At 29.1% G+C, this 20289-nt stretch carries 15 protein-coding genes; 7 read left to right on the forward strand and 8 right to left on the reverse strand.

Going from position 1 to position 20289, the window contains the following annotated elements:
- Position 1 precedes the first annotated feature (1 nt).
- The 4 genes from H6553_08360 to H6553_08375 all read left to right on the forward strand — a co-directional run bounded on the left by H6553_08360 (position 2) and on the right by H6553_08375 (position 6255).
- Positions 2-973 (forward strand): electron transfer flavoprotein subunit alpha/FixB family protein, encoded by a 972-nt coding sequence (locus H6553_08360; protein ID MCB9033834.1) that lies wholly within the window; start codon positions 2-4, stop codon positions 971-973.
- Between the two features lie 177 nt (positions 974-1150).
- Entirely contained in the window at positions 1151-2011 is an 861-nt protein-coding gene (locus H6553_08365; protein ID MCB9033835.1) for a hypothetical protein, read from the forward strand.
- Positions 2012-2013: 2 nt separating this feature from the next.
- Positions 2014-3282: an MFS transporter gene (locus tag H6553_08370; protein MCB9033836.1), complete on the forward strand. Its 1269-nt coding sequence runs from the start codon at positions 2014-2016 to the stop codon at positions 3280-3282.
- A 48-nt stretch (positions 3283-3330) separates the two neighbouring features.
- The gene (locus H6553_08375) at positions 3331-6255 is read left to right on the forward strand and encodes an insulinase family protein (protein MCB9033837.1); all 2925 of its coding nucleotides are present in this window, start codon (positions 3331-3333) and stop codon (positions 6253-6255) included.
- A gap of 769 nt (positions 6256-7024) precedes the next feature.
- On the opposite strand, the gene H6553_08380 is transcribed toward H6553_08375, so the two are convergent.
- A complete protein-coding gene (locus H6553_08380) occupies positions 7025-8383 on the reverse strand; it encodes a hypothetical protein (GenBank protein MCB9033838.1) in 1359 nt (452 codons plus the stop codon).
- Positions 8384-8696: 313 nt separating this feature from the next.
- The gene (locus tag H6553_08385; protein ID MCB9033839.1) at positions 8697-10010 is read right to left on the reverse strand and encodes a 3-oxoacyl-ACP reductase; all 1314 of its coding nucleotides are present in this window, start codon (positions 10008-10010) and stop codon (positions 8697-8699) included.
- Between the two features lie 96 nt (positions 10011-10106).
- Here H6553_08385 and H6553_08390 point away from each other — a divergent pair, with 96 nt between their 5' ends.
- Positions 10107-10766 (forward strand): hypothetical protein, encoded by a 660-nt coding sequence (locus H6553_08390; protein ID MCB9033840.1) that lies wholly within the window; start codon positions 10107-10109, stop codon positions 10764-10766.
- Between the two features lie 65 nt (positions 10767-10831).
- On the opposite strand, the gene H6553_08395 is transcribed toward H6553_08390, so the two are convergent.
- On the reverse strand, positions 10832-11083 hold the full coding sequence (locus H6553_08395) for a DUF1232 domain-containing protein (GenBank protein MCB9033841.1): 252 nt from the start codon (positions 11081-11083) through the stop codon (positions 10832-10834).
- Between the two features lie 77 nt (positions 11084-11160).
- Positions 11161-12387 (reverse strand): DUF5103 domain-containing protein, encoded by a 1227-nt coding sequence (locus H6553_08400; GenBank protein ID MCB9033842.1) that lies wholly within the window; start codon positions 12385-12387, stop codon positions 11161-11163.
- A gap of 78 nt (positions 12388-12465) precedes the next feature.
- On the opposite strand from H6553_08400, the gene H6553_08405 reads away from it, so the two are divergent.
- A complete protein-coding gene (locus H6553_08405) occupies positions 12466-13413 on the forward strand; it encodes a GSCFA domain-containing protein (GenBank protein MCB9033843.1) in 948 nt (315 codons plus the stop codon).
- On the opposite strand, the gene H6553_08410 is transcribed toward H6553_08405, so the two are convergent.
- Together H6553_08410 and H6553_08415 are read right to left on the reverse strand one after the other, a co-directional pair.
- Positions 13410-15155, reverse strand: a complete 1746-nt coding sequence (locus H6553_08410) for a hypothetical protein (protein MCB9033844.1) — start codon at positions 15153-15155, stop codon at positions 13410-13412. The two genes, H6553_08405 and H6553_08410, sit on opposite strands and share 4 nt — an antisense overlap.
- A 3-nt stretch (positions 15156-15158) precedes the next feature.
- Positions 15159-16952 (reverse strand): hypothetical protein, encoded by a 1794-nt coding sequence (locus H6553_08415; GenBank protein ID MCB9033845.1) that lies wholly within the window; start codon positions 16950-16952, stop codon positions 15159-15161.
- A gap of 42 nt (positions 16953-16994) precedes the next feature.
- Between H6553_08415 and aceK the strand changes: the two genes are divergently transcribed.
- A complete protein-coding gene (aceK, locus tag H6553_08420; protein ID MCB9033846.1) occupies positions 16995-18752 on the forward strand; it encodes a bifunctional isocitrate dehydrogenase kinase/phosphatase in 1758 nt (585 codons plus the stop codon).
- A gap of 40 nt (positions 18753-18792) precedes the next feature.
- Here aceK and hisF read toward each other — a convergent pair whose 3' ends face one another.
- On the reverse strand, positions 18793-19548 hold the full coding sequence (gene hisF, locus H6553_08425; GenBank protein MCB9033847.1) for an imidazole glycerol phosphate synthase subunit HisF: 756 nt from the start codon (positions 19546-19548) through the stop codon (positions 18793-18795).
- Position 19549: 1 nt separating this feature from the next.
- Positions 19550-20266: a 1-(5-phosphoribosyl)-5-[(5-phosphoribosylamino)methylideneamino]imidazole-4-carboxamide isomerase gene (gene hisA, locus H6553_08430; GenBank protein ID MCB9033848.1), complete on the reverse strand. Its 717-nt coding sequence runs from the start codon at positions 20264-20266 to the stop codon at positions 19550-19552.
- Between the last annotated feature and the right edge of the window lie 23 nt (positions 20267-20289).

Below are 20289 nucleotides of genomic sequence, written 5' to 3' on the forward strand. Positions count from 1 at the left end.
CATGGCAATATTATTTATAGTAGATTTAGTAGATGGCAAAGTAAAAAAAGGCTCTTTTGAAGTAGCTTCTTATGCCTCAAAATTAGCAGCTAATACTGGTACGGAAGCAGTTGGTTTAGCATTAGGAACTGCTAACGATAGCGATTTAGCTGATTTAGGTAGCTATGGCACCACAAAAATATATCACGCAAGTAACAACGCATTTAATAGTTTTGATGCTGGTGTTTATGCACAAGCTGTAAAAGATGCAGCAGATAAAATTGGTGCTCATACAGTTATTTTTTCTATGGGATTAACAGGTAAAGCAGTTGCTCCTAGAGTAGCTGTTAAAATGAATGCTGGTATCGTTTCTGGTGCTGTTGCATTACCTGATACTTCAAACGGATTTGTAGTTAAAAAAGGTGCTTTTTCTGGTAAAGCCTTTGCTTTAGTAAGCATTAATACCGAAAATAAAGTAGTTTCTGTTACGCCAAATGCTTATGGTGCTACAAAAGGTAGTGGTACTGCAACTGTAGAAGCTATTGATTTAATTCCTGCAGCAAGTAGAATTACAGTTAAAGAAGTAAAAAGACAACAAGGTGATGTTGCTCCACTTCCAGAAGCTGAATTGGTTGTAAGTGCTGGTAGAGGTATGAAAGGTCCAGAAAATTGGGGAATAATCGAAGATTTAGCTGCAAGCTTAGGTGCTACTACAGCTTGTTCTCGTCCTGTTGCTGATGTTGGTTGGAGACCTCATCACGAACATGTTGGACAAACTGGTGTGGCTATTAGACCTAATTTATATATTGCAGTCGGAATTTCAGGTGCTATTCAACACTTGGCTGGTGTAAACCAAAGTAAAACAATAGTAGTAATTAATAAAGATCCAGAAGCTCCTTTCTTTAAAGCTGCAGATTATGGTGTTGTTGGCGATTTGTTTGAAGTAGTACCAAAATTAACAGAAGCAATTAAAAAATTTAAAGCTCAACAATAAATAAATTCGGTTTATTATAATAATGAAAAACTGCATCAAATTTGGTGCAGTTTTTTTTATTTAATCCAAATTATGCATTAGACTTTATAGTGAGAAAAACTTATACACAATATTTACTTCTTATTTTATTAACGCTTGTAAATCCTATTATCAATTAGTATTTTATAATTTTATTTCATGAAAACAATTTTGTTAAAGCAATTACCAACACCAATGAGTAGTTACGCCAAAGTAATTACTACACTTGGTAAAAAAGGAAACAAAAAACTACCTGCAATTACTATTGAGTGTAAAAATATTACTATCAATGAAAGTGATTTAAAAGCTTATAATAAAGTGTGTCAAATAGCAGACAGCGATTTCATTCCTGCTACTTATTTACATGCCAAATCGTTTGTAGTTCAAACCGAATTATTAACACAAAAAGAAGCACCTTATCCTTTATTAGGTTTGGTACACTTAGCCAATCAAATTAAACAGTTTGATAAAGTTTCAAAATATTCACCTTATGACATTCAATGTTCATTTGGCGATTTAATTGTTCATGAAAAAGGTCAAGCATTTGAAGTACTAGTAAAAGTATTTCAAAATAATGCATTGGTTTGGCAAGCAACAAGTGTTTATCTTTTCTTAGGAAAAACTGGAACTGGTAAAGAATTAAATTGGCAAATTGATGATGTTGGCGAACACGCAATTAAACAATCTTGGAATTTAGCAACGAATTTAGGGTATCAATATGCAAAAGTATCTGGCGATTTTAATCCAATCCATCTTACACCAATCAGTGCTAAACTATTCGGATTTAAACAACACATCATTCATGGAATGTATAGCAAAGCAAGAATTTTAGGTCAGTTAGAACCACAAATTCATAGCGACTCATTTAATATTACCGTTAGTTTTAAAACACCATTGTATTTACCCAATCAAGTTATTTTTAGATACGATAAAATCAATCCAACTCAAATCAATTTCGATTTAGTAGATAAAAAACAAGAGAAACCACATTTAAAAGGATTTATCGAAGTTATAAAATAAAGATGTTTTCTAATTTAAGTCGAGATAAAGATCCATTTGAAGCTTTAAAATATAGAGAATTTTCATGGTATGTTGCTTCTCGATTTTTAATTACTATGGCAATTTCATTCCAAGTAGTTTTAATTGGTTGGGAAATATATGTACTTACTGGTAGTAAATTAATGCTAGGATTTATTGGACTCACCGAAGCAATTCCTGCAATTACTATTGCATTATATGGTGGTCACATTGCTGATAAATCTGAAAAAAGAAATTTATTCCTTTATTGTATTATATTCTTTAGCTTACTAAGTGCTTTTCTAATACTAATCACACATCCTTGGTTTATAGCATCATTTGGAAAAAAAATGACTGTTCGTTTAATTTTTCTAGTTGTTTTTTTAACAGGTTTTGCTAGAGGATTTGCTGGTCCTGCTTCATTTTCATTATCTGCTTTTTTAATTCCAAAGAAAACATATCAAAATGGTGCTACATGGAGTAGTAGTGCATGGCAATTAGGTATGGTCATTGGTGCTGCATTGGCTGGCATTATTTATGGATTTATAGGAATTACTAAAACTTTTTCCATTCAATTAATACTTTTAATTATTGCCATTTTCTGTATCACTAGAATTCAACCAAAACACGAAGCTAAATTTAATGCAACAGAACCATTTTTAGAAAGCGTACAAAAAGGATTAAAATTTGTATTTCAAAATAAAATCATTCTTTCTTGTATTTCGTTAGATTTATTTGCAGTGTTGTTTGGTGGAGCAATTGCTTTATTGCCTGTTTTTGCTAGTGATATTTTACATGTTGGACCACAAGGACTAGGAATTCTTAGAGCAGCTCCAGCTATTGGTGCTATAATTACCTTATTAAGTATTGCATTTTTTCCAATAAAAAAGAATGCAGGCAAAATACTACTAATAAGTGTTGCTGGTTTTGGTGCATTTATAATTTTGTTTGGCATAAGTAAAAACTTTTATTTCTCTCTTTTTTGTTTAATGATGAGTGGTGCTTTAGATGGTGTTAGTGTTGCTATAAGACAAACTATTTTACAATTAGAAACACCACACGAAATGCGAGGAAAAGTATCGGCAGTAAACTCTATGTTTGTAGGTTCTTCTAACGAGATTGGCGAATTTGAAAGTGGCTTAACTGCAAGTTTAATGGGAACCGTAAGAGCAGTAGTATTTGGTGGAACAATGACAATTATTATTGTTATACTAACTGCGTTTTATTCTCCTTCTATTAGAAAGATGGAATTAAACAACAAAGAGGAACATTAATTCTATTTAATTTACATTATTTCAATACCTTTGCATAAAATTATAGATATGCAAAAATATATATGGATTTTTATCCTAAGTTTTTCAGTATTGAGTTGTTCTCAAAAATCTACAACACAAAAAACAGAAGAAGTTGCAGATGCTGTGGAAGAAACAGTTCAAAATGCCGTAGATGCTGTAAATGAAGAAGTAGAAGACGCTACTGATGTTGCAGAAGAAATTCCTAATGAAATTCAGGAAGCATTAAAAATGCCAATTCCATTAGATCCATCTGTAAGATATGGTACACTTCCTAATGGTATGAAGTACTACATCAAACAAAACAAGAAACCAGAAAACAGAGTAGAAATGCGTTTAGCTGTTAATGCTGGTTCTAATCAAGAAGATGAAAATCAGTTGGGCTTGGCTCACTTTGTAGAGCACATGGCATTTAATGGCAGTAAAAATTTTGCTAAAAACGATTTAGTTAATTTCTTAGAAGGTGCTGGTGTAAAATTTGGTGCTCACTTAAATGCTTATACTTCTTTCGACGAAACAGTATATATGCTACAATTGCCTACAGATAAAGCTGATGTTTTAGACAAAGGTTTATTGGTTTTTGAAGATTGGGCAAGTGGTTTAAGTTTTGATCCAACTGAAATTGACAAAGAAAGAGGTGTTGTTGTTTCTGAATGGAGAACTGGTCAAGGTCCTGATATGAGAATGACTTATAAATTTTTACCCGTTGCTTATAAAGATTCTAGATATGCTAAAAGATTACCTATTGGCGATACTGCTATTCTAAAAAATGCACCATATAATGTATTTACTAAATTTTATAAAGATTGGTATAGACCAGATTTAATGGCAATGTGTATTGTTGGTGATATTAATGTAGACTCAATGGAACAAGAAGTCATTAAAAGATTCTCTCCTATTAAAAATCCAACGAACGAACGACCAAAAGTAGAATATGAATTACCAGAACACAAAGAAACACTTGTTTCTATTAATACTGATGCTGAAGCAACTGGACAAAGAGTATATATCATGTACAAGCATCCTAAAACAGAAATAAATACACTACAAGGTTATGGTTCTTATGTTGCTAATCAGTTATTTAATACCATGTATAGCCAACGATTAGCAGAGATTACGCAAAAGCCAGATGCTCCTTTTGCTTATGCAAGTGGCTCTTATGATGAAGAAACTCGAAAAAATGATGCGTTTAATGCTTTTGCTGTTGTTAAAAAAGGACAAATAAAAGAGGCAATTAGTGTTTTATTAACCGAAAATGAAAGAATTAAACAACATGGTTTTACACAATCTGAGTTAGATAGAGCTAAAATAGATTTATTAAAATCTTTAGAAGATGCCTTAAAAGAAAAAGACAAAACAGAATCGAGAAGTCTGGTAATGGAATATGTCTATAATTATTTAAAAGGAATTCCTGCACCTGGAATTGATGTAGAATATCAATTGGCTAATGCTATAGTACCACAATTGCCTTTAGAAATTTTTCAAGAAATGGCAAAAGAATATATTTCTGATGAAAATGCTGTTATTATAGTAACTGCTCCAGAATCAGAAAAAGCAAATATTCCTAGTGAAGCAGCTATTCTTGCATTAGATAAATCTATCAAAGCAAGCAAAATTGATGCTTATGTTGATGTTGTTAGCAACGAGCCTTTAATGGAAAATATTCCTACTGCTGGAAAAGTGGTAAAAACAGAAAAAAACGACAAATACAATATTACAACTTGGACTTTATCTAATGGTGCTAAAGTTGTTGTTAAACCAACTGATTTTAAAAACGATGAAATTTTATTTGGAGCATACAGTCCAGGTGGAACTTCGCAATATAGTGATGACGATTTTATGTCTGCTGATTATTCTAACTTAATCATTTCAGAATCTGGAATTTCTAATTTTGATGCTATTACACTCAATAAAATGTTAATTGGCAAAACCGTAGAAGTTGGTCCTTTTGTTGGTGAATTGAGTGATGGCTTTGAAGGTTCAACTACACCAAAAGATGTAGAAACCATGTTGCAGTTAGTCAACCTATATTTTACAGCACCAAGAAAATCAAAAGACGATTTTAATACACTCATGCAAAAACAACATGCTATGTATGACAATCTTTTAGAAAATCCACAATATTATTTTTTAAACGAATATTATAATACAATATATAAAAATAGTATTAGAAGAAGTTTGCCAACAAAAGAAGCATTAGACAAAGTAGATTTTGAAAAAGCATTTAAATTTTATGGTGAAAGATTTAGCAATGCTGCCGACTTTACTTTTTATTTTGTAGGAAATATTGATGTAAATACACTACAACCTTTAGTAGAAACATATTTGGGTAGTATTCCATCATCAGATAAAAAAGAAACTTGGAAAAATCCAAATATCATTAAACCAAGTGGAACTGTTACTAAAAGTATTCAAAAAGGAAATACACCAAAAACAAATGTAGGTATTCATATTCATGGAGAAAACAATATTGAATGGACAGAAGCTAAAGCGTTTAAGTTTAATGCTATGGTAAAAGTATTGAGCATCTTACTAAGAGAAAATTTAAGAGAAGATAAAGGTGGTGTATATGGTGTTGGCGTAAATGGTGCTTTTGTACAAAGACCAATTAATGCTTATGGTATTAATATCAACTTTAATGCAGATCCTGAAAAAGCTGATGAATTAATAAAAGCAGTAAACGAAACAATAGACAATTTAATTAAAAATGGCACTAACGAAGTCAACTTAAACAAAGTAAAAGAAACTTATAAAAGAGAGTTAGAAACCAACTTAAAAGAAAACGACTATTGGTTAGATAAATTAGAATATGCTACCGAATATGCTTGGGACATCAACAAAATTGAAAATAGCGACTATATCGACCAATTAACATTGGCAGATATTCAACAAACAGCAAAACAATTCTTAGATACTCAAAATAAAATTCAAGTAGTTTTATCACCAAAAGAGTAAAAACTATAGGTTGGTGTCTTCACCGACCTATAAAATAGATTTCTGTTTGCACAGAAATGACGATAATAACCAAAAACGCTTACTATATTGGTAAGCGTTTTTTATTCTTATACTTGTATAATATTATAAATATAAAACACATATAAACAACTACCTTTTATACACCTTAGCGTACAACGGATTTTTCATGCGTAGTGATACTAGTGATTTTTTTTATAAACCTATCTAGCCGAACAGGCAGATTTAGTTTGAGTATCCATCTTAATTAAATTTTGTTATTTTTACTAATAAAACCTGAGTTATGGATTAGAACAGTTTGAATAAACTAGCAATTATTAGAAAAAGAGCGTCTTTACTAGCGGATGAAAGTAGCGAAGTCTACCTGTTCGGCACCATGTCTACCGACAGGTAGAGACAGGTAATCTACTTTATAGCAGTTCATAGTTTGAGATTGCCACAATTTTGTTCGTTCCTCTCAAAATTTCGCAATGACGATTGATTATCAGTTAATTATGCAGAATTTAATCCATAACTCAGGTTAATTAGTATAACAATTATTGTGGACACAAGCCGAAGGTAAACTAATCCAAAATAAAGCTAGAGAAAGGATAAAACCTTTTTTATAATAGACACACTTTTTGGAACAGATACTTTTAAGCCCTAACCAACTTATTTTGATAACTTTTTAACTATTAACGGTCTCTTTTATTCAATAAAAAAAGAGACTCGAAAATGAGTCTCTTTTTTTTTATTTTATTTATAATACTTTTTAATAGAAAGGTTCTGGTTCTTCTTTCTTGCTTTTTTTCTCTTTTGGTGTTTTTTCTTTTTTTACTTTCTCTTCTTTAGTTTTTGCTTCTTTGTTTGTTTTTTCTTTTGGCGCTTTTTTGGTACTACTTACAGTTCCGTTGTTTCTTTTTGCTTCTAGTTTTTCTGAACGCAAATCGAAGTCGAAACGGAAACCAGCATTAAAATATAGTGTTGACGCATTAAATCTTTGTCCTGGTTCTTCCATAGGTTTGTCTAAATCTACTGTTGGAATATTTGGATCTAATGGAATTAATTGTTTAGCACCATATCTTGCCGTGTTAGATTCTTCTGTTATTTCATCTACATATTTATGGTGAGTTAAAAAAACAGGTGCTTCATCTACACTATTTATATTTAAACTTAAACCATTGGTTAGTAGTTCTAAGACTTGAAAAATTGGTTCTGAAATAGAACTTGGTAAATCTATACCACCAATTCTTAAATCTGTTTTTAAACTAAATTCATCAAAAACAGTTTCTTTAAGCTTTATAGTATAAGCTTGTACTCTTGCTTCTGTAAAGAAAGTTACTTTTGGTGATACTTTAATATCAAAACCTATAGATGTACTTACACCAATAGTTGGTTTGTAAGATGTAGTAGCTGTTGCTTGTAGTGTTTGGTGTAAAATTGGTAATGGTAAAATTGGATAACCTGCAAGTGTTTCTATAATTCTTCCTGCTTTATCATCTATAAATGCTCTAGAAGTTGTTTTACCAAAAATAGGCATTACTAAACCTGCTTTACCTGTAATACCGAATCGTTTGCCATTATCCCAACGCATAATTAAATGTGGTGATATATATATGCCAAAAGTTCCTGTTTTTTGTGTTGCATAGTATTCTGCTGTACCAAGAATTGGTGTTAAGTCTAATTCTAATAAACCTAATAAGTTAATTCCAACATTAGATTTTGTATTAATTCTAGCATTTAATTTTTCTGGATGCCAAGCTAAGGTATTTAACACATCTATACCAATATATTTATTAAACATATGACCCCAACCCATATTTAATGCAAAACCACCACCATTGGTTCCAAAAATTGGTTTAACGCTTAGGTCGCCATTTTGTTGATACCAATCGCCTTGACCAATTTCTTTTAAAGGTGATCTTTTATTGGTTGCCAAAAAAGGCATACCATAGCCAGCACCAACAGTAATGTACCAATCTTTACCTAATGGTCTGAGTACATTATCTCTAATTCTTAACTTTAATGATGTCTTTTCTGAAGACGATGCATTGTCTGATGTCATTTCTTCTTGAGCGAATGATTGAACTCCTAGAAGTACTACAAATAGTAAAACGAATAATTGCTTCATATGTGTTTTTATTATTATTTAACTTAATTTCACACAAAGTAAATAAAAAAAACAGATTAATGAAACAATAAACCAATAAAAAATTTACATTTTTTAAAAATTAAATATTTATTTATCGTTAGATAAATTTAATAATGTTCAAGTTTATAAGTACACACCTTAAAAAACATTACAATTCAATATTTTAACTTCCTTAATATATTGCGTTTTAGCAATAAATATTTAAAAAAGCAAAACTTCTTTACTTCGTTATACTGTCTATGTAAAAAGGAGATTCTTCGCTTCGCTCAGAATAGACACACTACAATAAAATTTAAGCACCAATCATACTACCACCACAAACTCTAATTACTTGTCCATTTATTCCATCAGATAAAGGAGAAGATAAGAATGTAATTAGCTCTGCAACATCTTCTGGTAAGCCACCTTGTTTTAATGTAGATAGTCTTCTTCCGCCTTCTTTGACAAATAATGGTAAGCTTTCGGTCATTTTAGTTTCTATAAAACCTGGTGCTACTGCATTAGCATAAACCTTTTTAGTTTCAGACAATGCTTTAGCTAAAGCTATCATTCCTGCTTTAGATGCAGAATAATTGGTTTGTCCAACATTTCCTGCAATACCAGAAATTGAAGCCAATCCAACAATTTTTGGCATTTTAGAAAATCCTTTTGCTAAAAAAGTATTGGTTAATTGAATGCTCGCCTTTAAGTTAACTTGCATTACTTGATTCCATTGTTGTTCAGTCATCTTAGCCAAAGTTTTATCTCTAGTAATTCCTGCATTGTTTACTAAAATATCTAATTGTTTATAGTTTTTTATAATATACTCTTGTAGTGATTTTGCAGCTTCTTCTTTAGTAACATCTATTAAGTAAGTATCTGCATTAATTTCCATAGCTACTTTATTGGCATCATCTTCTGACTGTGGAATATCAACAATAATTACTTTAGCTCCTTCTCTTGCTAAAGCTTTAGCTGCTGCTGCACCAATACCTCTTGCTCCACCTGTAACAATAGCTGTTTTGTTTTTTAATGGTTGCTGGATATCAAAGTCGAACGATTCATTATTGCTATTAATAGTAACTACTTGTCCTGTTATAAATGAAGATTTATCTGACAAGAAATAAAAAATAGCACCTGCAATATTATTAGCATCGTTATTAGAAATAGTAAGATGGTTTACTGTAGTACCATTTTTACCTAATTCTTTAGATAATGCTCTTGAAAATCCTTCGAAAGATTTTTGTACTGCGTATGCTTCGTCTGAAGTTTCGTCAATTTGAGATAAAACGACCACTCTAGCATTTTTGTTTAACTTTTTTATTGCTTGTTGTGCTGTAGAAAAGAAATCGTACGAATCTTCTACTTTATTAATATCTAATGCTGATAAAACTACTGCATCTAATTTGTCTGCATAAATAGTAGTATCGTTACACAATGGTTTTAGTTGCTTAGTAATTGCTTTAAATAAATCATTATTAGTACCAACAAATGCTACTGCTTTATTTTGTATTTCTGAAGCACTGTATGCATTAAGGTTTCTTTTTAATTGTGCTGGAATTGGCAAAGGTAAATTTAAACTCTTTGCTAGTTGTTTTACCATTGGGTTTTGCAAAAAATCGCTCATTTTTTTATCATTTTTGATAAAATTAAAGATAAGTATGTTTCTTTGTTGTTAAATTGGAGAAAAAATTAATTTCTTAACTTAAGATATTTAGTAAAAATGGAATCAAATCTAAAAAAAACTAGGCAACTACTCATATTTATTGTAATGATAGTTGCTTTATTTACCGCTTGTAAAACGAAGAGTAATAACGAAGACAATACTGTGAATACAGACCATGCTATGGATTTAAAATCTGCTATTTTAAAAACAAAAACAGTAATTGAACCTTTAGGTACTACTATGCTAACTATGTATATTGATGATTATGGCAAGCTAAGTAAACAAGTAGTAGATATGCCAATGGAAATTGCTGGTCAGCATTTTGATGCACAACAAATAACCATTACAAAAGATGGTTATGTTTATTCTTGGGAAAATGGTTCGACTGTTGGACAAAAAACAAAACTAAAAAAAGGTGAGTTTGATTTAAAAAACAATTTTAGTTTTAAAAGCATGAGTGATGAAATGAAAAAGCAATACAAAGTAAAGGAACTTGGTACAGAAACTATTGATGGTAAAGTATGCAATGTTTATAGTATGGAGTTGAATCAGTTTGAAGGAACTTATTATATTTATAAAGATTTGCCTTTAAAATTTATCATGCAAACTAAAGAAGGCAATAAAGTAGAAAGTAATTTAGTTTCGTTTGAAGAAAATGTAGCAATACCAGATTCTGTATTTGCTATTCCTAATAATATTCAATTTACTGAGCGATAAAAAATGCTATGCCAAGTATAACGCACTTGACATAGCATAAACTGTTAATACATTTTTTGACGCAGTTATGGTAGCGTTTTTAAATTCTTTTTAGTTGCTTTAGAACTAGCTCTTTCTTCGCTTTTAAAGATATCTGGAAAGTTAATTCCAAAATACTTAAATGCAGATACAATGATAGCTACTGCTGCAGCTTCGTCTAAATTACCAATAACAGGAAAATTATCTGGAATAAATTCTATAAAGCCAGCTCCTGGATTAAATAAGTAGACAAATGCTATAAAAGCTGCTACTATAACTGTTAAATCTTTTAGTCTCATTTTGTTTATTTTTTGATTTAATAGTTATATAGCATAAAGCATGCCGAAATTTGAACTTTAGCAGCATTGTAGTGCTTTCAATATCTATTAAGTAGTGTGTTTAGATGTTCTACGGCTATTAGTCTGTCGTATCTTGCACCAAAAGGTGTGTAGTAAATAAGTATAGTGTAATCATTACTGGTTTCTGCATTAAATCCTTCGGTAATACTGTTGTCGGTAGTGCCATTACTATTTTTAATAAGGTATTCGTAATTATAAAAACCTTGTTTTAGTAATATATTTTTTACATATGCGTTTTCATCTTCCTGATAAACCATCATCGAATTATTATCGCATTGCCAATTGTTAAAATTACCTACAATGTATAAGTTGCTAGATTTGTCTAAAGGCATTGATGCATCATAATTAAATCTTGTCCAAACATAATCTGCTTCTAAATATGGATTTGGAAAATCATAGCTTTCAACATAATATTGTCCACTCAAATCATTGTATTGTAAATATGGTTGATTATTTCTAGGAAAATCGTAATGCAAATACACTTGATTGTAATCTTCATTACTTAAATCAAAAGCTCTTACATTTTGTCCTTTAAATCTTGTAGAACGAATATCTACTTGTCTGAATTCGTTGCCAGAAGGAAATACAATTTTATTATTGTACTGATAACTAATGCTATTATAGCCAACTAAATATGGTGGAATACCAATGTAAGCATTGTCCCATCTATAATTTTGTAGTACAGTAGCTTTAATTTCTAGATTTGGGTTATTGATAATCATTCCTTTGGTATTGATGTCAAACACGACTTCTTGATATCTGCTTCTATTATAGATGTTACTGGTATATGCAATTCCAGCATCAATAGTAACTTTAGGTTCTACAACCATAAATCGTTTTACTAATAAAGGTTCGTCCATGGTTTCAGTATAAACAATCAACACATAATTGCCAGATTTTGTAATATTCATATCCATATTTGGAATTTCTAAAGAATAATGAATATAATTTGTTTTTGTACTATATGAATAATCATAATTATAAAGTGTAGATTCTGTAAATCCGTCTATGTATTCAATCTGACTCATATTGCTTGGTGTCCAATCTGCTCTACATTGAATAATGGTGTAGTAATAAGAAGCAGAACTATTGTTTAAATCATCAAAATGAAATTCTAAAACTTCGTTGCCATTTAAATTGATAATTGGCATAGCCAAAATACTACCTTTTGGATATAGCTGAACTGTTTTTAGGTAATTAGTATTGTTCTGATTGTTATACACTTGCGAAAACGAAGTTGACATAATCAAAACACACACTATTAAATACAATATTCTTTTCATTACATTTATACTGTCAAAAATTATACCTAAATATACTACATGGAATTTAAAACAACGCTTACTAAGCCACAACAGCCATTTGAGTTGAATTATGGTCAACAAATACTGCTACTTGGTTCGTGTTTTGCAGAAAATATTGGTGCATTATTAGCCCAGCATTATTTTAATATTGAAGTAAATCCGTATGGAATTATTTACAATCCGATGAGTTTGGCTAGTAGTTTGCAAGAGATTATAGATAGAAAACAATACACAGAAGAAGATGTTTTTTTATATCAAGAACTCTTTGCTTCGTTCAATCATCATGGAAAATTTAAATCGACAAACAAAGAAGAATTATTAAATGAAATAAACAATACTATTATCTATTTTAATAATTATATAAATAATTTAGATGTTTTATTTATTACTTTTGGAACTGCATTTGTCTATGAACATATTGCTAACCAACAAGTAGTTGCTAACTGTCATAAGTTGCCATCTTCAACATTTAATAAAAGATTATTGAATAGTACTGAAATTGTTTCGACTTATTTGTTATTGATTAAACGATTACAAGCTGTTCGTCCGAATATAAAAATTGTGTTCACAGTATCACCAGTAAGACATATTAAAGATGGTTTAATTGAAAATAATAGAAGCAAAGCTGTATTGTTGACTGCTGTTCATGAATTGGTAGAACAGCTAGATGCTTGTTTTTATTTTCCTGCGTATGAGTTGTTAATAGACGATTTAAGAGATTATCGTTTTTTTGATAGCGATTTAGTGCATCCAAATCAACTAGCAATAAAATATATTTGGAGTTATTTAATTAATAATTATTTGGCTGATAAATCTATATTTGATTTGATAGAAAAATACAATAAATTAAAAGCACATAAATTATTGTTTGAAAATACGAATGCAGCAAAGAATCATACGACACAAGTTGCTACAATGAAAGCATTATTGCAGCAAGAATTTCCTTATTTGAAACTAAGAGATTAGTCTTCTGCTATAAGAATTGGAAACTCCATATTGATTTTATACGACCAAATATTTTGCATTACAACACTTATATTTCCGTGTAGAATATTTATAACATTTATAATATTCTTATAATATAAATTATTGTTATTAAAAGCATCTCCATTGTGTAGCCATTTGATTTGAGCTTTTTGTATACTAGGAAAAATAAATATTTTAAGTGTAATTTTACTAGCACTGCTTCCTTTGTAATAGCTTAAAATATCTACAAAAATATTGTAAATTAAATATTGTGATACTTCATTTAAGTTATTTGGAATATTATATTTAAAATCAATATTATTTTTATTTTCTGCAATTAAATCATTCAACGCAACTTCTAATCCAAATTTATAAAGTGCTGGTGGCATTAATTGGTGTGATAATTCTCTAACAGATTGAGCTAAAACATCTATGTCTTGTATGATTTGTTCTTGTTGTATCTTTTTTTCTTTGTCGTTAAATTTTTTACCAGAAATTTTCATTTTCATCAAAGCCATTAAAATACCAATGCCATCGTGTAACTCTTGTCCAATTCTTTTTCTTTCATTCATTTCTCCATTAATGATAGAAAAATTTTGGTTGGCTTTAAAAGAACTTAAATCGTTTTGAGCAATTTCGTTTTGCTTTATAATACTCAGTGCACGCCAAATGGTTGTACTGCTAATAATTATTGCAATAAAAAAGGCATTAGAATATGCTAAGAACTGACCAACATAAAATCCAGAAGTATATTTAGTAATACTTAATGTAGGAAAAAATATAAAAAACAGAAATGATAGTAAGTGAGTAATGCTTATAAATAATAAATTATTTAATTTAAGTTGCTTGTATAAAGTAATTAAATTGAGTGTAAATACGATACTGCTAATATAAATAAATATTATATCTATATTGATAAGTATAGTTTGAGTATTGCTAAATAGTATACCTATAATTGTAGAAGCTAAAATATTTAATACACCTATATATATAATAATATTGAATAATAATTCTTGAGGTTTAGAAATTATTCTTATAAAAATGTAGTTTTTTATAAATGTAAATGATGCAATTACAAAGGCATATAGAATAATAATTCTTAGAAAATCGTCTAAATTTGGATAGTTGGACCATAGTACTTCAAATGCTAAATTGTTTTTAATAAAAAGATACATTGCACCTAAAGTTAAATAGATAAAGAAGAATAGATAATTTTTTTGTTTGATTATTAAATATATAATTAAGCATATTATAATATATAAAATTAAAATACCATAAAAGATTCCTCTACTTAATTCTAGTGCTTGGTTTTTATAAATTCGTACTGATTTTTTCCAAACTATAGGATGTACTGTGTTTTTTAATAAGTTATTGTTTGCAGAAGTAAGAATAAATTTATTTTCTGAGTTGGCTACTAAGTCAAATTCGTAGATTAATTCTCTATCAAAATATTTTCTTTTAATAATAGGTTTTTTCTCGCTACAAATATTAGCAATTTCTACTTGATTTACTGTTTGGTAAATACACATTTGATTGACTTCTTGTATAGAAATTTCAATTAAAATAGTCGTGTTTTTATTTAATTTATTGTTGATGTTTAATTCAAAATAAGTATTGTTATCAATAACAGTAGGCGTTAAGTCATCAATAGTAATGAATTTAAATTGAGTAGTAAAATCAAGATTACTTGCTTTGCTTGTGAAAGTAATTGTTAATAATAATATGAATAATTTTAATCTCAATTCTTATTTTTTTATAGGAATTATAATTTGAATATTAAATCCATTTTTTCTATTAAATGATATTTTCCCATTCATCGATTTTACTCTTTGTTGTATGCTCAATAAACCCATTCCACTAGTATTTATTATGACTTTGCTACTACCATCATCATCAATTGAAATCTGTATTTTATTTCTTTTCTTTTCAATAATACAATTTACTTGTGTAGCATTTTTAGCGTGTTTTAATGTATTGTTGATGCACTCAGTTAAAATATATTTTAAATGATTTAGCTTAGTTTCATCAAGTAAATTATTTTTAATTTCACTTACAACTGTATATTTAAAAGATATTAAATTATTATATTCTTTTTGAATTTTAAATAGTAAAGTGTAAATCGTTTCAATTTCAGTATGTACTTGCCAAGCAGAAATAGCATCTATATCATATTCAATTTTTTCTAGTAGTTCATTAATGTCTGTTTTTCCTTTTGTTTCACCTTCATTATTATAAAGCGTATCAATATCTTCTTTTAAAAATTGTAATTGATTTAAAATATTTAGTTGCAATAGATTATTCACTTTAGTTCTAGCGTAATTTTCACCTTCGTAATAAGTTGTTAAATTATTTTGATATAATATATTTCTATTAATAATGGTTTTATTGTGTTCTTTTAGTAAGTTGATATAACTAATACAAATAAAAGTACTTATAGTAAGTAATTCAATAAATAAAAATAAAATATTTATATGTGATAAATATAAGTAAGAAGAAAATAACTTAATCTGATTGATTATAGTTAAGCTCTTACTTAATTCAATTAGATTATTATAAAATAAAAGCCAGCTAAAAAACTGAAATACTGCACCAATTAAAATCCAGAAAGTTTCTCTCTTTTTAGACTTAATATAAGCATAGATGGTTATAAGAATCAAGTAAATACTATATAAAATAAATAATATATAAATATAGTAATAGTCGAAAGCTATAGGTAAATATTGATAATTAGGAAAAATAAGCTTGACTAAAGTATATATAATTTGAGTGCAAAATCCAAAAAACAACATGTAAAAACCTATTCTTATAATTGCAGTTCTGTGTTTGATATTAAAGAAACTATAAATAAAAAAAGTATGCACAGCTAAATAACTACCAATTAAAATTAAAGGTAAATACTGTTTTAAAAACAAACTATTTTTCCAAATATACTGATGTCCAATTCCACTAAAATAAATACAAATCAATAAACTAATTAGTGACAATAATTCATATAATATAAAATATCTATTTTTACTATAAATATAAATAGCAGTAATTAAAATTAGAAACATAAAGAAAGTACCAAAAAAAGTACCTAATAGTAAATTATCATGATTGGTTTTTTGTAAAAAAGTATTCTGGCTACTTAAATATACATTTGTAGTCAAACCATCTGCTTGTAATTTTTCTATAATAGATAGCTTTATTTGCTGATGTTGTTTAATGCTAATACTCGTAATATTATTCGGTTCATGCAACTCATTATTACTAAATTCAACCATATCGCCAAGTAACTTGAGCGTATCATTATTAGATAGTATAATAATGCTATCAATTAATGGATTATTAAAAATCAAATATAAAGTTCTATTTTTATTACTTGTATTATGTACTAATAAATCAAAAACTTTATCACCATTATTAGCATTCATAGTGATATTTTTTGAATTACATAATAAAGTATCTTTAAAATTATCATTAATATTAATGATTTCTGAAGATGAAGCACTCAAGTAATTCCACCAAATAATACCGATTAAAATAAAAAATCTATACACTGCATTGCTAAACTATTAATATATTTTGTAATTTTCAATGCTATGAACTCGCATCAAGAAAAAATTAAGGCAATTGCTTATCAAATTTGTAATGCATACGACGAATTATTGGCTCAGTTTAATGAAATTACTGCTTGTGCCAAATCAAATTTTGAACAAAAAAAATATGCCGAAACTTTTGTAAAACAACAAGAACGCTATGTATTGTATAGAAATTATGCTAAAAACTGCATACAATACGCTCAAGAACAACTACAAGAAGCATGTACAAGCGAAGACATTTGGGCAAAAATAAAAACAGAATTTTCTAGATTAATAGCATCAAAACCATATCGACTAAATTCCGAGACTTTCTACAATTCTGTAGTAAGAAAAATATTTTTTGATAAATCTTTTAACGAACAAATAGAGTTTTTTGATTTTAACGATTATCGACCTCAACGAAATGAAGAAGCAGAAAAGAAAATAGTAACCACTATTTTAGCAATGCATTTTTCTAAAGTAACAATTAAGCAATTGTTGCAAACTTGTCATTTTTCAATTCCTTTTGAAGATATTGACAGAGACGCAGAAATGATTTTTAATGAAGTAGCACCAACAATTATTTATCAAAAATCAAATTTATATTTAACACATATTGAAATATTAAACTCTATATTTTATAGAAATAGAGGTGCATTTATTGTAGGTCGATTTGTTTATAACGATTGGTACATGCCTTTTGTAATTCCTATTTTAAATGACGAAGGTGGACTTTTCGTCGATTCTATCGTGTACACTCAAGCCGAAATTAGTGTCATCTTTAGTTTTACACGAGCTTCATTTATGGTCAACACTAAATATCCAGCACAACTTATCGACTATCTTAAAAAGCTTTTGCCATACAAAGCAGTCGGAGAATTGTACGATTCTATTGGATATTACAGACATGGTAAAACAATTTTGTATAGAGATTTAATGAACTATACACTCAATCATGAAGATAAATTTGTAATTGCACCAGGAATAAAAGGAATGGTAATGACTGTATTTACTTTAAAATATTATAATTTCGTATTTAAAATAATTAAAGATAAATTTGAAAATCCTAAAACCATTACTAGAAAAGAAGTGATAAAAAAATACGAAGAAGTAGAACTAAACGACAGAGTTGGTAGAATGGCTTATGCACATCTTTTTGAGAATTTAATTTTTCCTAGAAATTTATTTGCGTTCGAACTAATTCAAGAATTTAAAGAACACTGTAAAGAAACGGTTGAATTTATAGGAAATAATGTATTGATAAAACATGTATATTTAGAAAGAAAAATGACACCACTCAATATTTATTTGCAAGAAGCCAATCCAATAGACAAATGCAAAGCCATTTTAGATTATGGTTTTTGTGTAAAAGAGTTAGCAGCAGCTAATATTTTTCCAGGTGATTTACTCATGAAAAATTTTGGTGTTACTAGACATGGTAGAGTTATTTTTTATGATTACGATGAAATTCAACAACTAACAGAGCTACGATTTAGACGATTGCCACAACCAGATGATTACGACGATGATAGATTTAGTCAGATAGATATTTCAGCAGACCAAAATGATATATTTCCAGAAGAATTTAAATCTTTTATGGTACCAGACGGACCAATTGGCGAAGTATTTATGGCAGAACACGGTGATATTTTTACACCAAAACTATGGATTAACATTCAGAAAAAAGTAAGACAAGGAGAGTACTTGCGTTTTTATGCTTATGATAAATCACGCCGATTCAAAAACAAAACCGAAAACGACTTTTTAGATTATAAATAGAGTGGTAATACTAAATGAAAAATAATTTCATAGAACAATCTTACACTCTAACTACTACACCATTTTGTTGCAAATAGTTCTTTAGTTGTGGTATTGGAATTTCGCCAAAATGAAAAATACTAGCTGCTAATGCTGCATCTGCATTGGCTTCGTTAAATACTTCTAGAAAATGTTGCTCCTTTCCTGCTCCACCACTTGCAATTACAGGAATATGCAAATTCTCAGCTAAATATTTAGTAATATCTAAAGCAAAACCTTGTTTGGTTCCATCATGATTCATAGAAGTTAACAAAATTTCACCTGCTCCTCTGTTTTGAACTTCTGCTGCCCAATTTTTAGTTTGAATTGTTGTAGGTGTTCTTCCTCCATGAGTATAAACAATCCATTCATCATTAGTAAATTTAGTATCTATAGCTATTACTACAAACTGACTGCCAAATTGTTTTGCCATAGCATCAATTAAATCTGGATTTTTTACTGCAGATGAATTGATAGAGATTTTATCTGCACCTGCATTCAACAAAGCATCTACATCATCAATATGACTAATGCCACCACCAACTGTAAACGGAATATTTATTGCAGCAGCCACTTTTTTCACTAATTCTACTAGCGTTTTTCTTTTTTCAACAGTAGCTGTAATATCTAAGAAAACCAATTCGTCTGCTCCTTGTTCTACATAAGCTTGGGCTAATTCAACTGGATCGCCTGCATGAATTAAATCAACAAAATTAACACCTTTAACAGTTTGTCCGTCTTTAATATCTAAGCAAGGAATGATTCTTTTTGTCAGCATGTTAATTGAATGATTGAAGTTCGGTTAACGAAATTTTATTTTCATAAATGGCTTTTCCAACAATACAAGCATAGCAACCAATAGTTTTAGTAGTTTCAATATCGTTCATAGTAGCAACTCCACCACTTGCAATTAAATTAATTGTAGGAAATTGAGTAATTAACTGTTGATATAAATCTGTAGCAGTTCCTTGTAGCATTCCATCTTTGCTAACATCAGTACACATAAAATACTTAAAGTTATGATTTAAGTAAAATTGTATAAAATCTTCAATTCGTTCATTTGATGTTTCTTGCCAACCATGTATAGCAATATATTCATTCATTACATCAGCACCAATGATGATGTGATCTGTACTAATAGTGTTTGTCCATTCTAACAACAACGCTTTATTTTTAACAGCCAAAGAGCCAATCGTAATTTTTTCAGCACCAAAATCTAATGCTTTTTTAGCAGCATCTAATGATTTAATGCCGCCACTAAAATCAATTTTTAAGGAAGTATGCTTAGCAATGGTTTCTAAAACTTGCCAATTTTTAACTTCACCTGCCTTAGCACCATCTAAATCTACTAAATGTAAATGCGTAAAACCAGCAGCTTCAAATTCTTGTGCCATTTCTAATGGATTACTATTATAAACTTTCGTAGTAGAGTAATCGCCTTTCGTTAATCGCACACACTGTCCATTTATTAAATCTATAGCTGGAATAATTATCATGCGTATAAAAATAAAAAAGACTG

It is taken from the genome of Chitinophagales bacterium (assembly GCA_020636535.1).
Lineage (GTDB): Bacteria > Bacteroidota > Bacteroidia > Chitinophagales > JADIYW01 > JADJSS01.